At 69.2% G+C, this 14,570-nt stretch carries 10 protein-coding genes; 5 read left to right on the forward strand and 5 right to left on the reverse strand.

Translation table 11 applies throughout. From position 1 onward, the window contains the following. Positions 1–52 precede the first annotated feature (52 nt). Positions 53–886 carry an SDR family NAD(P)-dependent oxidoreductase gene (locus tag NTM_RS22690; RefSeq protein ID WP_163768040.1) on the forward strand — a complete coding sequence of 278 codons (834 nt, stop codon included), beginning with the start codon at positions 53–55 and terminating at the stop codon, positions 884–886. Here the strand turns inward: NTM_RS22690 and NTM_RS22695 are convergent. Genes NTM_RS22695 through NTM_RS22715 form a run of 5 tightly spaced genes read right to left on the reverse strand, consistent with a single transcriptional unit; the run spans position 883 to position 9,837 of the window. Further along, positions 883–1,968: a zinc-binding metallopeptidase family protein gene (locus tag NTM_RS22695; RefSeq protein WP_163768042.1), complete on the reverse strand. Its 1,086-nt coding sequence runs from the start codon at positions 1,966–1,968 to the stop codon at positions 883–885. The two genes, NTM_RS22690 and NTM_RS22695, sit on opposite strands and share 4 nt — an antisense overlap. Next, complete coding sequence (locus tag NTM_RS22700; protein WP_163768045.1) at positions 1,961–2,893, reverse strand: transglutaminase family protein; 933 nt, start codon at positions 2,891–2,893, stop codon at positions 1,961–1,963. Before NTM_RS22700 ends, NTM_RS22695 begins: the two co-directional genes overlap by 8 nt. Further along, positions 2,890–5,547 carry a circularly permuted type 2 ATP-grasp protein gene (locus tag NTM_RS22705; protein WP_163768048.1) on the reverse strand — a complete coding sequence of 886 codons (2,658 nt, stop codon included), beginning with the start codon at positions 5,545–5,547 and terminating at the stop codon, positions 2,890–2,892. Before NTM_RS22705 ends, NTM_RS22700 begins: the two co-directional genes overlap by 4 nt. Then, positions 5,547–8,858: a transglutaminase family protein gene (locus NTM_RS22710; protein ID WP_163768051.1), complete on the reverse strand. Its 3,312-nt coding sequence runs from the start codon at positions 8,856–8,858 to the stop codon at positions 5,547–5,549. The genes NTM_RS22705 and NTM_RS22710 overlap by 1 nt, the downstream gene beginning before the upstream one ends. Positions 8,859–8,904: 46 nt before the next feature. Next, the gene (locus tag NTM_RS22715) at positions 8,905–9,837 is read right to left on the reverse strand and encodes a DUF389 domain-containing protein (protein WP_104860799.1); all 933 of its coding nucleotides are present in this window, start codon (positions 9,835–9,837) and stop codon (positions 8,905–8,907) included. Between the two features lie 185 nt (positions 9,838–10,022). Here NTM_RS22715 and NTM_RS22720 point away from each other — a divergent pair, with 185 nt between their 5' ends. Genes NTM_RS22720 through NTM_RS22735 form a run of 4 tightly spaced genes read left to right on the forward strand, consistent with a single transcriptional unit; the run spans position 10,023 to position 14,570 of the window. Then, positions 10,023–10,820 carry a DeoR/GlpR family DNA-binding transcription regulator gene (locus tag NTM_RS22720; RefSeq protein ID WP_232079964.1) on the forward strand — a complete coding sequence of 266 codons (798 nt, stop codon included), beginning with the start codon at positions 10,023–10,025 and terminating at the stop codon, positions 10,818–10,820. Continuing rightward, positions 10,817–12,301 carry an FGGY-family carbohydrate kinase gene (locus tag NTM_RS22725; protein ID WP_104860798.1) on the forward strand — a complete coding sequence of 495 codons (1,485 nt, stop codon included), beginning with the start codon at positions 10,817–10,819 and terminating at the stop codon, positions 12,299–12,301. The genes NTM_RS22720 and NTM_RS22725 overlap by 4 nt, the downstream gene beginning before the upstream one ends. A gap of 29 nt (positions 12,302–12,330) precedes the next feature. Continuing rightward, positions 12,331–13,653, forward strand: coding sequence for an ABC transporter substrate-binding protein (locus NTM_RS22730; RefSeq protein ID WP_104860797.1), 1,323 nt, complete (start codon positions 12,331–12,333; stop codon positions 13,651–13,653). A gap of 53 nt (positions 13,654–13,706) precedes the next feature. Then, the gene (locus NTM_RS22735; protein WP_163768059.1) at positions 13,707–14,570 is read left to right on the forward strand and encodes a carbohydrate ABC transporter permease; all 864 of its coding nucleotides are present in this window, start codon (positions 13,707–13,709) and stop codon (positions 14,568–14,570) included.

Consider the following 14,570-nt stretch of genomic DNA (forward strand, 5'->3'; position numbering starts at 1 on the left):
GCCATCTCCGCCCAACCGGCCCCGTGTGTTGCGGATGAGCCATGATCGTCGCGTGACTGATCTGACGGCTTACGGTCCGTGGGCGGTGATCGCGGGCGGCTCCGAAGGGGTCGGCGCCGAGTTCGCCGCGCAGCTCGCCGAGGCGGGGGTGAACCTGGTGCTCGTCGCACGCAAGCCTGAGCCGCTGGAACGCACGGTCGCCCGCTGCCGCGAACTGGGTGCGCAAACCCGCACCCTGGCAATCGATCTCATCGACGGCGTGGACGAGATCATCGCCGCGACCGCAGATCTGGAGGTCGGCCTGCTGATCTACAACGCGGGCGCGAACACCTGCAGCGAGGACTTCCTCGACGGCGAGCTCACCGATTTCGGCAGGGTGATCGACTTGAACGTCACCGCGTTGATGGCGCTGGTGCAGCATTTCGGCCGGCCGATGCGCGAGCGGCGCCGCGGCGGCATCCTGATGGTCGGCTCCATGGCCGGCTACCTCGGTTCGGTCCGGCACAGCGTGTATGGCGGGGTCAAGGCGTTCGGCCGGATCTTCGCCGAGAGCCTGTGGCTTGAGTTGCGCGACTACGACGTTCACGTCCTCGAGCTGGTGCTCGGGGTCACCCGTACCCCGGCGATGGAGCGGATCGGGCTGAACTTCGACGTGCCGGGGCTGCGGGTCGCCGAACCCGCCGACGTCGCCGCGGAGGGGCTGAGCCGGCTCCCGCACGGACCGGTGCACATCGCCGGCGGCAACGATGCCGACGTCGCGCGGCGCAACGATCCCGACCGCGCGAGGGTGGTGCTGGGCACCCACCGGTTCATGCAGAAACTGATCGGCGATTCCGAAGCTCGCCAACTGCCTTCCGGCGAGGCCACCCCGGGACGCGGCGCCTAGCCGAGCTGCTGGTTCTGGTCGTCGACCGGTGCGCCGACCTCGGCCAGCTTCACCGGGTTCGACGTGATCTCGTCGATCACCGTGTGGATGAACCGCATCTTCTCCAGCACCGGCGGCGGGAGCACGAACGGGTACACGTCGTCCTTGCCCATCGACCGGTTCAGCTGGTTCAGCGCCCAGGACAGCGGCAGCCACTGGTCGATCATGACGTCGAAACTGCTGGGGCCCAGCACCCTGCGCTCGTAGGTCGCGGTGGCAGGCGCGAAGCCGAACGCCGCGGCGGTGTCGAGGGTGTCGCGGATGTGCAGGTAGTGCGCGAACGTCTCGGCCCAGTCCTCGGCGGGGTGCATCGTGGCGTACGAGGAGACGTAGTCGTCCTCCCAGCCCGCGGGCGCCCCCTCGCTGTAATGCCGGTCCAGCGCGGCCTGGTAGTCGGCCTCGGGGTCCCCGAACAGCTCGTGGTAGCGCTGCAGATAGTCCTGCGAGGTCCCGATCAGCCGGTACTGGTAGTAGTGGCCGATCTCGTGGCGGAAGTGGCCCAGCAGCGTCCGGTACGGCTCGTCCATCGAGATCCGCAGCTGCTCGCGGTGCACGTCGTCGCCCTCGGCGAGATCCAGTGTGATCACGCCGTTCTCGTGGCCGGTGAACACCTTCTCAAACTGGCTGGACAGCAGATCGAAGGCCAGGCCGAAGTCGGGGTCGACGTCGCGGCCGACGATCGGCAGCTTGAGCTCGTGCAGTTCGGCGATCAGCCGCCGCTTGGCCCGTTCCGCGTCGGCGAACGCCGCCAGCGCGACGGTGTCGGCGTCGTTGGGGCGGGTCCGGGTCAGCGCGCACGACACGCACAGCTTGGCGATCGGACCCTTCTCGACCAGCCAGTTGCATTCGGCCAGATGGAGATTCGCGCACAGCTGGTACTGCCGCTCGTCGACCGCGCCTGCGTGTTCACTCTCCTCGGGCGGGGCGATCACCAGCAGGGCCATGTCGTCGAGCGAAAAACCCAGCGCACTCTTGCAGTTCAGGCACAGCGAGTTCTCGAACGACAGCCGTTGCCCGCAGTTGGGGCAGGTGAAGTCACGCACGGAGGACTCCCCCGGTGTGCGGGGCGACATCGACCGAGACGTCGATCACGCTGCTCTCTGAGTCCGTGTAGATGATGCCGCGCAGGGGCGGCACATCGGCGTAGTCGCGGCCGAATCCGACCGTCACGTACCGTTCGTCGACCATCTGATTGTTGGTCGGGTCGAGGCCCAGCCACAGGTTCTGCGGTGTCCACACCGACGCCCAGGCGTGCGTCGCGTCCACTCCCACCATGCGTTCCTTCCCGGGGGGTGGGTCGGTCGCCAGATATCCCGAAACATAGCTGGCGGCCAGACCGTTGGCGCGCAGGCAGGCGATCGCCAGCCGCGCGAAGTCCTGGCATACCCCTTCCCGCGCCGCCAAAACCTCGCTCACCTGGGTGGATACCGTGGTCGACCCCGACCGGTAGGTGAAATCGGTGTAGATCCGCGACGTCAGGTCCCGCAGCACCTCGATCAGCGGGCGGCCCGCGGCGAAACTCGGTGCGGCGTAGGCGCGCACCTCGTCGGTGATCTCGGGCGGCTGCAGGTCGAGGGTGAACTCCGTCGCCAGCGCCCCGTCGGCGCCGACGGGGCGCGCGATCTCCCACGGTGCGCGCGCCGAGGGGCCCTGGTACAGGTCCGGCGGCGGGGGGTCGACCTCGACGACCGAGCGGCTGGTGACGATCAGCCGGTGGTGCTTCTCGGTGACGTGGAAATACGAGCTGATGTTGCCGTAGCCGTCCCGGCTGGTGGAGCTGTCCTCGGGTTCGGGCTCGATGACCAGCTCGTGGAACAGACAGCGTTGCCGGGCCGTGTCGCGCGGAGTCAGGAAGCCGCGGCCGTAGGAGCTGGTGACGACGTCGGAGTACCGGTACTCGGTGCGGTGGGTGATCTCGTAGGTGCGGCTGTCCGCGGACGCGGTGGGGCCGTCGGGGAACGCGGTCACGGCACCATCCGCCGTTCGTCAGGTCCCCACAGCGGCTGCATGTCGCCCGGCAGGGACAGATGGATCGCGGTGATCACCGACGACAGCTCACGCAGATCGCGGTGGATGGCCGACATCAGCCCGTCGAGTTCCTCGCGTCGGCCGTCGGCGCCGACGTCGTCGAGTTCGGCGGGTTCGATGCGGCGCAGCCGCGCGGCGATCTCGTCGACCATCCGCTCGGGGCGCGACGACCCCGTCGCCCCGGGCAGCGACTTCAGGTGTGCGCGCAGCAGTTCGAGCTGGTAGACCAGCGAGCGCGGGTTCTCCACGTCGAACAGCACCAGTTCGGCGACCCCGGCGATGCTGATCTTGCCGGGGTTGCGGCGCCGGTAGATGACCAGGGACTCGCACGCCACCAACGTGGACTCGGTGACGGTCTGCTCGGCGCCCGGGGTGCGGACGGTGCTCAGCGTGGAGCGCAGCAGCGCGGTCAGCGCCAGGCCCCGTTCGATGCGTTTGCCGATGTCCATCATCGTCCAGCCGACGTCGCGAACCATCGACTCGGACACCACCCCTGACAGCGCCAGCATGCCTGCCAGGGTCAGCGTGTTGGTCGAGGCAAGAAACGCATCCCCTTCGGCCTGCGAATCCGGCGGTGTGTCAGGGGCGTTCAGCAGCGCCCGCTCGACGGCCGACAGCACCATCCAGGTGTCGTTGGACATCTGGTCGCGCACCGCGCGCGCCGACAGCGCCAGGCGCTCCACCGACTGGGCCAGCGAACCGGGGCGGTGCCGGTCGGCGGTCAGTGCCCACAGCGTGGTCGGCGCGGTGGCCACCATCTCGGCGTAGTCGCCGCCCGCGCCGGTGTCGGTCCCGGTCAGTTGCCCGAGCGCGGTCAGCAGCACCGGGACGCATTCGCTGCCGTCCATCGTTCTGCGGTACCGGAATTCGTGGTAGCGCTCGCGGGTCACGGTCAGCAGCCGCGCCATCTGCTCGGCGCGTTCGGAGTAGCGGCCGATCCAGAACAGGTCCGACAGCACGCGTGGCGAGCTGACCTCCTGGATCGGGCTCGCCATGGCGGGCGCGGGCAGCCCGGGCGCATCGCTCGGGATCTTCTCCGCAGTGACCCGGCTCGGGGTGCGGACCCAGATATCTTTGGCGGCAACGGTTTCGAGTTGATAGGCGGACGGCCCCTCTGCCAGCAGGTAGCCGAGGCCGCCGATCATCGGCGCGTATCCGCCGCGCTGGGCCACCGTGAACAGCCGCATACCGACCGTCGAGGACGACAGCCCGCCGGGGAGGTAGTCCGATGGCGCCGAGGAGAACTGTGGGAGTTCCTGGCCGACCCACTGCCACGGTGTCGCGGCGATTCGCGCCGCGAGGTCTTCGCGCTGGGCCGCCGACAGCGTCGGCCCGGTGATCGGCTCGCCGCCGGCGACCGGTTTGATCAGCAGCGAGGACAGGTTCGCCAGCAGATGCGAACGTTCGACGTCGATGCCGCCCCAGTACAGCGGCGCGGTCGGCAGCAGCGGGGTTTCGCCGAGCAGCGCCTCCGCCAGCTCCGGCAGGAAGCGAAGCAGCCCCGGGCTTTCCAGCACGCCACTGCCCAGGCTGTTGACGACGGTGACCGCGCCGCGGCGCAGCACCTCGACCAGACCGACGACACCCAGCCGCGACGACGGCCGCAGATCGAGCGGGTCGGCATAGTGGGCGTCCACCCGGCGCAGCACGACGTCGACACGCTTGAGGGTGCCCATCGAGCGCATCCACAGCTTGCCGTCGCGCACCACCAGATCGGCGCTCTCCACCAGCGGCAGCCCCAGCACGCTGGCCAGGTAAGCCTGGTCGAACGCGGTCTCGGAGTGGATGCCGGGGCTGAGCACGACGATGACGGGCTCCTCGGCGGACTCCGGGGCGGCGTCGACGAGTGCCAACCGCAGTGCCTGCGCCCACGGCGAGGTCGGCCGCGGGCCGATCTGCTCGTAGAGGTCCGGGATCGCGTGCGCGACGACCCGTCGGTCGGCGAGGGCGTACCCCGCGCCGGACGGTGCCTGGGTCCAGTCCGCGTTGACCACGAAGTCCCCCGACCCGGCCCTGCCGATGTCGCAGCCGTGCATGAACAGTTGATGCCGTCCCGGCACCTCGATGCCGTGGGCGGCCCGCAGGTACCCGGGGTGGGCGAACAGCAGCTGCGGCGGCAGCACACCGTCGGTGATGCAGCGGCGCTCGCCGTACACATCGGTCAGCACGGCGTCGAGCACCCGGGAGCGCTGCACCAGGCCGGCTTCCAGCAGGTCCCAGTCGGACGCCGAGATCACCAGCGGCAGCGCGTCGAGCTGCCACGGCACCGCGACGGTCTCCTCGCCGCCCGGATCGGTGTGCACGTAGGTGATGCCGTCGTTGTCGACGAGCCCGCGCACGACCTCGCGGAGCCGGTCCAGGCCGCCGCGGCCGCGGTCGCGCACACAGTCGGCCACTTCCTGCCACGCCGGCCGGACGTCGCCCGCCGCGTCGACGAACTCGTCGTAGCCGGCGGACGGGCCGGCGCCGAGCCGTGGTTGCACGTCGAACAGCGCCTGCTGCGCGCGCATGCTCGTATACGGCGTCAGCGGGTTCTCAACGTCGGTCGCTCCGGCACCTCGGTGCGGGGCCGGAGGGGTCGTGGGGAAGGCCATTACTGCAGAACGGTACGCACTCGCCGCAGATCCAATATCCCCGGTGCGCCCACGTCCATCGATTGACGGGCCTGCTTCTCCTTGAGCGCCGCGAGGTCCACGGCGCCGGGGGTGAAACCGGTGGCCTCGAACCGCCGGGCGCGTCGAGACTCGGCCTCCACCGCGTTGACCGGGGGCGTGTCATACGAGCGTCCACCAGGATGGGACACGTGGTAGGTGCATCCGCCGCGCGACACCCCGCTGGCGGCGTCCACGAGCTCGAACCGCAGCGGCCCGTCGACGGTGATCGTCGGGTGCAGCGCGCTGGGTGGTTGCCAGGCCCGGTAGCGCACACCCCCGACCTGGACGTCGGCGTTGTCGGTGGCCAGCATCGGCACCGGGTGGCCGTTGACGGTGACGATGAAGCGGTCGCGGTCGGCCCCGATGAGCCGGACCTGCAGGCGCTCCACCGACGAGTCGACGTAGCGGGCGGTGCCGCCCGCGGTGGACTCCTCGCCGAGCACGTTCCACGGTTCGATCGCGCCGCGCAGCTCGATCTCCACGCCGCCGAACACCGCGGTGCCGATTCTCGGGAACCGGAATTCGGTGAACGGGTCCAGCCAGCTGGTGTCGAACTCGATGCCGTGCGCGCGCAGATCGGCGGCGACCTCGGCGATGTCCTGGATCAGGAAGTGCGGCAACAGGTATCGGCCGTGCAGGTTGACGCCGTGCCGGATCAGCGGGGCGCGCAGCGGTTCGGCCCAGAACCAGGCCACCAGCGAGCGCACCAGCAGCGACTGCACCATGGCCATCTGCGGGTGCGGCGGCATCTCGAAGCCGCGCAGCTCGAGCAGGCCGAGCCGGCCGCGCGCGCTGTCGGGGCTGTAGAGCTTGTCGATGCAGAACTCGGCGCGGTGGGTGTTGCCGGTGATGTCGGTGAGGAGATGACGCAGGGCCCTGTCCACCAGCCACGGGCCATGGGCCTTCGACAGCCGGTCGATCTCGGCGAACGCGATCTCCAGCTCGTACAGCGCTTCCGGGCGTCCCTCGTCGACCCGCGGCGCCTGCGAGGTGGTGCCGACGAAGCGACCGGCGAACAGGTAGGACAGCGCCGGGTGGCGCTGCCAGTACGTCAGCAGTGACACCAGCAGGTCGGGGCGGCGCAGCAGCGGGGAGTCCGCGGGCGTGGCACCGCCGAGGGTGATGTGGTTGCCGCCGCCGGTGCCGCCGTGGGTGCCGTCGACGTCGAACGCCTCGGTCGACAGGCGCGCCAGCCGCGCCTGTTCGTAGAGCGTCTCCAACTGCTCGCGCTGCTCGGCGAAGCCGGCCGTGGGCGCGACGTTGACCTCGATCACGCCGGGGTCGGGGGTGATCGACATCGACTTCAGCCGCGGGTCGGCGGGCGGACCGTATCCCTCGATCACCACGGGGCAGTCGATGGCGGCGGCGGCCGCCTCGATCCGGCCGATCAGGTCGACGAAATGCTCGAGTTCGCTGGTGGGCGGTAGGAATACGTACAGCAGCCCGTCGCGGATCTCGGCCACCAGCGCGGTGGTCGGCACCCACTCGTCGTCGTCCTCGGAGGTGACGATCGCGGCCGGTCCGCCCACGGCGAGGGCGGGTCGGCGCTGCAACGGGTCGGCCTCGACCGACGGTTTGGGCGGCTTCCAGCTGATCGAGTCCAACGGCAGGCGCAGACCGGCGGGCGAATCGCCGTCCAGCAGCACGATGCGTCCGCGCCGCAGTGTCCAGTCCGCGCTCGCCCAGCCCTGCTCGTCGTCGCGGCGGTGCAGCGGCAGTACGAACGCGGTCGGTTCCGTGACGGATTCGTCGAGTCGGGCCAGCAGGGCCGCGCGCGCGTCGGGGCTGTCGGCGTCGAGGTCGTCACCGGCGGGCACCGGCGGGCCCTCGGGTTGCCGCACCACAGAGGCCAGTCGGGCCAGTGCGTCCTCGTAGGCCGGGCGAACCTGGCGCTCGGGCAGCCCGAACCCGGAGGCGATCGCGGTCAGCAACCGGCGGGCGGCGTCCGGCGAGCTCGCCCAGGTCTGCGGCTGCTCCGGCCACGGATCGGCCAACAGCGTGTCGTCGGTCCACAACGGTTGCCCGTCGGTACGCCAGTGCAGTCCGATCTGCCAGCGCGGCAACGGTTCTCCGGGGTACCACTTGCCCTGGCTGCGCTGCACGAGGCCGTGCGGCGCCCACACCTTCTTGAGCCGGGCCGCCAGCGCGGAGGCACGCCGGCGTTTGTGCGGCCCGTCTGCCGCGGTGGTCCACTCCGGGTCGACCTGGTTGTCGATCGACACGAACGTCGGCTCGCCGCCGACGGTCAGCCGGACGTCCGTTGCGGTCATCCGTTCGTCGACGCGGGCACCGAGCGCGTTGATCGCGGCCCAGCTCGCCTCGCTGTAGGGCAACGTGACGCGCGGGTCCTCGTGGATCCGGGTCACCACATTGCTGAATTCCAGTGTCGCCTCGCACGGTTCGGTCGCCCCGGTGATCGGGGCCGCCGACTCGGGGTGCGGGGTGGCCGACAGCGGGATGTGCCCCTCTCCGGCGAACAGCCCCGAGGTCGGATCCAGCCCGATCCAGCCGGCACCCGGGATGTACACCTCGGTCCATGCGTGCAGGTCGGTGAAGTCGGCGGCCGGACCCGACGGGCCGTCGAGGGCCTCCACGTCGGAGGTCAACTGCACCAGGTAGCCCGACACGAAGCGGGCCGCAAGGCCCAGTTGGCGCAGGATCGACACCAGCAGCCAGGCCGAGTCGCGGCACGATCCGATGCCGGTGCGCAGCGTGTGGTCGGGGGTCTGCACGCCCGGCTCCATGCGCACGGAATAGCCGACGTCGGCATTGACGGCGCGGTTGAGCGCGACGAGGAAGTCGATGGTGCGGGTCCCCGCCGCGATGCCGAAGTTCTTCACCCACGCTTGCGCGAGGTCGCCGGGACCGGAGTTCTCGTCGTCCTCGTCGACGGGGCGCAGATAAGGTTTCAGGTCCTCGGCCAGGCTTTTCGGGTACTCGAACGGGAACGTCTCGGCGTAGTCCTCGATGAAGAAGTCGAACGGGTTGATCACCTTCATGTCGGCGATCAGGCCGACGGTGATGGTCAGGTTGCGGGCCCGGGTCGGGAACACCAGCCGGGCCAGGTAGTTGCCGAACGCGTCCTGCTGCCAGTTCACGAAATGGTCGGCCGGTTCCACCTGCAGCGAGTAGGCCTCGATCGGCGTGCGCGAGTGCGGTGCCGGACGCAGCCGCACGACATGCGGATGAATCTCGACAAGCCTGTCGAAGTTGTAGCTGGTGCGGTGCTCCAGGGCGACCTTGATCCCCATAGCGGCCAATCCCACCACACTGCCCTGTCGGCCGCAGGACGCGCCGCTACGACCTGCGCGCGGTGCGCCCGACCAATCGGCCCCGCGGACGCAACACCAGCACGAGCACCCCGGCCAGCACGATACCGACCAGGTTGACCGCGAGTTGCAGCGCCGATTTGCCCGCCACGTCCCAGGCCCCCACCGTCGCCGCCACCACCGCAAAGCCCGCGGCGGTCACGGTGTAGACGGAGATGAAGACGCCGACGAGCCCCGACGAGCGGGCCGACACCAGCGAGAGCATGCCCGCCGCGCCGGCCAGCAGCGCGACCATGAACGACACCGGCCCCACCTGGAAGATGAAGTCGACCTCCTCGACGTGCTGGACGCTGTCGAGACTGATCCAGCCGATCGATTCGGCCGCCCAGGTCGCCAGTGCGGTGATCCCCATCGCGATCGGGAAGCCGACGACCAGTGCGATGGCGGCCCGCCGCGCCAGCGCCATCCGGCGCTGCACCAGCGCCACCGACAATGCCGCCAGCGGACCGAACTCCGGCCCCAGCACCATCGCGCCGACCACCGTCACCATCGAGTCGTTGACCACGCCGATCGCGGTCAGAAGGCAGGCCAGGGTCAGAAACAGCACGAAGGTGACCGACAGCGTCGCGTCTTCGCGTGTGCGGCCGATGAGTTCGTCCCAGACCACCGCATCGGCCGGGTCACCGGCGGCGTCGTCCTCGGCACGGTGCGCGCGGGTGGAGAGCACCGTGTCGAGCACGGTCAGCGTGATCGCACCGCGGTGCTGGGCGTCGAGACCCTTGAGTTCCTTGATCACGTCGTTCGCGCATTCGCGGGCCAGGTCGGCGGTGATCTCGTCACCGTCGGGATCCAGCGCGGCCCCGGGATACAGCAACACGTGGGCGACACCGACCTGCCGGTTCAGGACGTCGAGCACGTCCGCGCGCATGTCGGCCGGAACGATGACCCGCAAGTGCAGCACCGGCGCACGGTAACCGGGCCGCGCGGCGGAGAGGAACGAAATTGGCCGACACCGGACCAAGTGTGGGCACTACACACGTTGGTGTTATATATTCACACAACTTGCTTCGCCCCGGCCCCGAAAAGCCAGGTGACGCACAGTAACTCTGTTAATTTTGCACAGCAGAAGTGTTGGTGGCCGTGGATGTGAGAACCCGCCGGGACCGGATCGAACAACGCGTTCGGTCGGCCCGCGAGATCAACTTCGCCGCTCTGGCGGCGGAGTTCGACGTGTCCGAGATGACCATCCGCCGCGACGTCGAGGCGCTTGAGGCCCTCGGGGTGGTCCGCCGGGTCGTCGGGGGCGCAATCGCGGTGCAGGGCAAGGACTCCGAGCCCGCATTCGCGACCCGGATGGCCGACGCCGCGCAGGAGAAGGCGCACATCGCCGAGGTGGTCGCCGACCTGATCGGACGCAACGAGACCCTGATCCTGGACTCCGGCAGCACCGCGCTGGCCGTGGCGAACTCGCTGAAGGGCCGTGAACTCGGGCTGACGGTGGTGACCCCGAGCGTGCTCGTCGCGCTGGCACTGGTCGACGAACCCGACGTCACCGTCGTGCTCACCGGAGGCGAGCTGCGTGCCGGAGAACTCAGCCTGATCGGTCCCAGCGCCGAGGACACGCTGGCCAACTACAACTGCGACACCTATGTGATGGGGGTGGCCGGCATCGACGGCGAGCGGGGCATCTCCGACTATCACCAGGCCGAGAGCCGGGTCAAGCGCGCGGCGAGCACACGCGCCGACCGCGTGATCGTCGCCGCCGACAAGAGCAAGCTGGGCCGGGTCACCTTCGTCAGCATCGCGAAGTTGTCCCAGATCCAGGTCATCGTCAGCGACGGTCCGGTCGACCATCCGGCGCTGGTCGCCGCACGCGGCGCCGGCGTCGATGTCATCTGTGTTGCTGCCCAGGATGATTCGCACGCCGAGGCGAGCGCCCGGTGAGTCGCTACACGATCGGCGTCGACATCGGCACCACCGGGACCAAGACGGTACTGCTCGACACCACCGACAAGATCGTCGCCACCGCATCGCGCGAGACCGCGCTGCACTCCCCCGGCCCCGGATTCGCCGAGGCCGACACCGCGCAGTGGCACCGCAACGTGATCGAGTCGATCCGCGAGGTCGTGACCCGCAGCGGGGTCGCTCCGGAGGAGATCGCGGCGGTGGCCACCTCCGGGATGGTGCCCGCGGTCATCCCCGTCGATGCGGCGGGAAATCCGCTGCGGCACGCCATCTTGCAGAACGACGCCCGCGCTCACCGGGAGGTCACCGACCTCGCCGCGACACTGGCGGGGGTGGACCTGGTCACGCTGACCGGATCGGCGCTGACCCAACAATCGGTGGCCCCGACCGCGGTGTGGTTGCGCGAACACGAACCGGACACCTACGCGCGCACCGCACATTGGGTCGGGTCCTACGACTGGGTGCTCTCGGCGCTGGGCGCCGAACTCCACGTCGAGCAGAACTGGGCGCTGGAATCGGGCCTGTTCACCGTCGACGGTGACACCGCCGATGTGGTCCTGGAGGCCGCCTCGCTCGATCCGTCGACCCTGGCGCCGGTGCGGCGTCCGGGCACCCGAGTCGGTGACCTGAGCCGCGCGGCCGCCGAGGCCACCGGGCTTCGGGCGGGAACCGCGCTGGTGGTCGGCGGCGCCGATCACGTGCTGTCGGCATACGCGGCGGGGGTGAACGGTTCCGGCGACGCGCTGGTCAAACTCGGTGGCGCGGGCGACATCCTGGTCGCCAGCGACACCAAGATCGTCGACGAACGCCTCTATCTCGACGCCCACCCGGTCCCCGGCCGCTGGCTGCCCAACGGCTGCATGGCCACCAGCGGCAGCCTGATCCGGTGGTTCCAGGCGTTGATCGGCGGCGCCGAACTGACCGACCTCGACGATGAGGCCGCCGACCGGGCCCCGGCCGAGATCCTGTGTCTGCCGTACTTTCTCGGCGAGAAGAGCCCGATCCACGATCCGGACCTGCGCGGCGTGTTCGCCGGCATGCACCTCGGCCACACCAGGGCGGACATGTACCGCTCGGTGCTGGAGGCCATCGCGTTCGGGTTCCGCCACCACGTCGACGTGTTCACCGAGATCGGCATCCCGTTCGAGCGGGTGATGATCACCAACGGCGGATCGAAATCCACGCTGTGGAAGCAGATCCATGCCGACGTGCTCGGCCGCGACATGCACCCGGTCATCGGTCACCCCGGCGCGTCGCTCGGCGCGGCGGTGATCGCCGCGATCGGTATCGGTGCGCTCGACGACTGGTCGGACGCCGCCCGCTTCATCACCCTGGACACGCCCTACCGCCCGGATCCGGCCCGCCGCGACGCCTACGACACGGCGTACGCGACATGGCGCGAACTCGGCACCGTGATGACGCCCGTCTCCCACAAGATCGCCCGCACCACCCGAATGTAAAGAACAGCGATGAAAGGAACAGCACTGTAATGAGATTCGCTCAAATCCCCACCAAGAGGCGGCGCGGCAAGACCCGCACCGCCTTCCTCGCGATGTTCGCCGCGGGCGCGCTCGTCCTGTCCGGATGCGCCGGCAGCGGCGGACCCGAACAGGCTGAAGCCACGGGCACCGGCGAGGTCTCGACCGACACCTCCGGCACCGTCCGGATCCTGATGGAGAACGTGCCCGACACCGACATCGTGAAATCGATGGTGACGGACTTCAACGCCGAATACCCCGACATCGACATCCAGATCGAGTCGCTGACGTTCGACCAGATGCGCGACAAGCTGGTGTCGTCCTTCCAGTCGTCCTCGCCGACCTACGACCTGATCGTGGTCGACAACCCGTGGATGGTGGACTTCGCCAACGCGAAGTTCCTGCAGCCTCTCGATGCCCGCATCGACAGCACCCCCGACTACGACGCCGCGGACTTCTTCACCCCGCTAACCGACATCACCACCGTAGACGGGGTCCGCTACGGCGTGCCGTTCTACAACTACGCGCTCGGATACCTCTACAACTCCGACGATCTGGCCGCCGCCGACCAGCAGGTGCCCACGACGCTCGACGAGCTCGTGAGCACCAGCAAGGCGCTCAAGAGCGGTGACCGGGCCGGTATCGCGATGCAGCCGCAGCGCGGATACAAGATCTTCGAGGAGTGGGGCAACTGGCTGTTCGCCGCGGGCGGTTCGATCTACGACGCCGACGGCAACATCACGCTCAACACCCCCGAGGCCAAGCGCGCGCTCGAGGCCTACATCGACACCTACAACACCGCCGCTCCTGCCAACAGCCTCAGCTGGGGCATGGACGAGGCGCAGCGTTCGGTGGCAGCCAACCAGGCGGCGACGATGATCAACTACAACTGGCAGCTGCCCGCGCTCAACGAGCCGGGCTCCGGTCCGGCCGCGGGCAAGATCAAGCTCGCCCCGATCCCCGGTGGCAAGCAGGTGCTCGGTTCGTGGAGCTGGGCGATCCCGGCCAACTCGGCCACCCCTGACGCGGCGTGGGCGTTCGTCTCATGGATCACCGCCAAGCCCAACGACGTGGTGCGCACCGAGAAGGGTGGCGCGGCGATCCGCAAGAGCACGTTGCAGGATCCGGCGGTGCTGCAGGGCCAGTTCGGTGAGGACTACTACCGCACGGTCGAGCAGCTGCTGCAGGACGCGGCTCCGCTCACGCAGGGTCCCAGCGGCGAGGAGATGATCCAGGCCGTCGGCACCGAGCTCAACGAGGCGGTCGCCGGCAAGAAGAGCGTCGACGACGCACTGGCCGCCGCGCAGGCCGAGGCCGAGAAGATCCAGGGCTGACAAGCCCTTTCCCAGCCGGGAAACCGACCACCCACGAAAGGAGCGAGGCCACCGTGAAATTTCAACACGGCATGGTCGCCCCCCTCGTCGCGCTTTTCGTCGGGGTGGTCGGTTTCCCCCTGGGGTACGCGGCCTACCTCAGCGTCACCGATTACAAACTCACCGACCGCGGCGCGCCCGAGATCGTCGGCGCGGACAACTTCGTCGCGACGTTCGGTGACGGCGCGTTCTGGAATGCGTTCGGCACCACCGCGATCTACGTGTTGGTCGCCGTCGGCCTGGAACTGGTGATCGGGCTGGCGATCGCGCTGGCACTGCAGAAGCAGCGCTGGGCACGCGATCTCACCCGGTCGATGCTGCTGGCGCCGATGTTCATCACACCGATCGCGGTCGGGCTGACGTTCCGCTTCCTGCTCAACGACCAGCTCGGCGCCATCCCGGCGATGCTGCACTCGATCGGCATCGACTACGACTTCTTCGGACCCGGTCGGGCGCTGTACACCCTGGCGTTCATCGACGTGTGGCAGTGGACACCGTTCATGGTGCTGTTGCTGCTCGCCGGGCTGGAGTCCATTCCGAAGGAACCCCTCGATGCCGCCCGTGTCGACGGCGCGCGCGGCTTCTACGTGCTGCGGCGGGTGACCCTGCCGCTGTTGGCACCGGTGCTGGTGGTGGCGATCCTGCTGCGCTCCCTCGACGCGATGAAGGTGTTCGAGTACGTATTCGCGACCACCCGTGGCGGACCGGGCACCGAGACGGAGACATTGCAGTACTTCATCTATCAGACCGGGATCCAGTTCTTCCGGCTCGGGTCCGCATCGTCGATGGCGTTCGTGGTCCTCGTGCTGGTGCTGGCGGTCATCGTGGTCGCGTTCCGCCGCATGGAGAAGACCAAGACCAGGGAGTCGGCCAAGTGA

The sequence above is a fragment of the Mycolicibacterium parafortuitum genome, assembly GCF_010725485.1.
Classification (GTDB): domain Bacteria; phylum Actinomycetota; class Actinomycetes; order Mycobacteriales; family Mycobacteriaceae; genus Mycobacterium.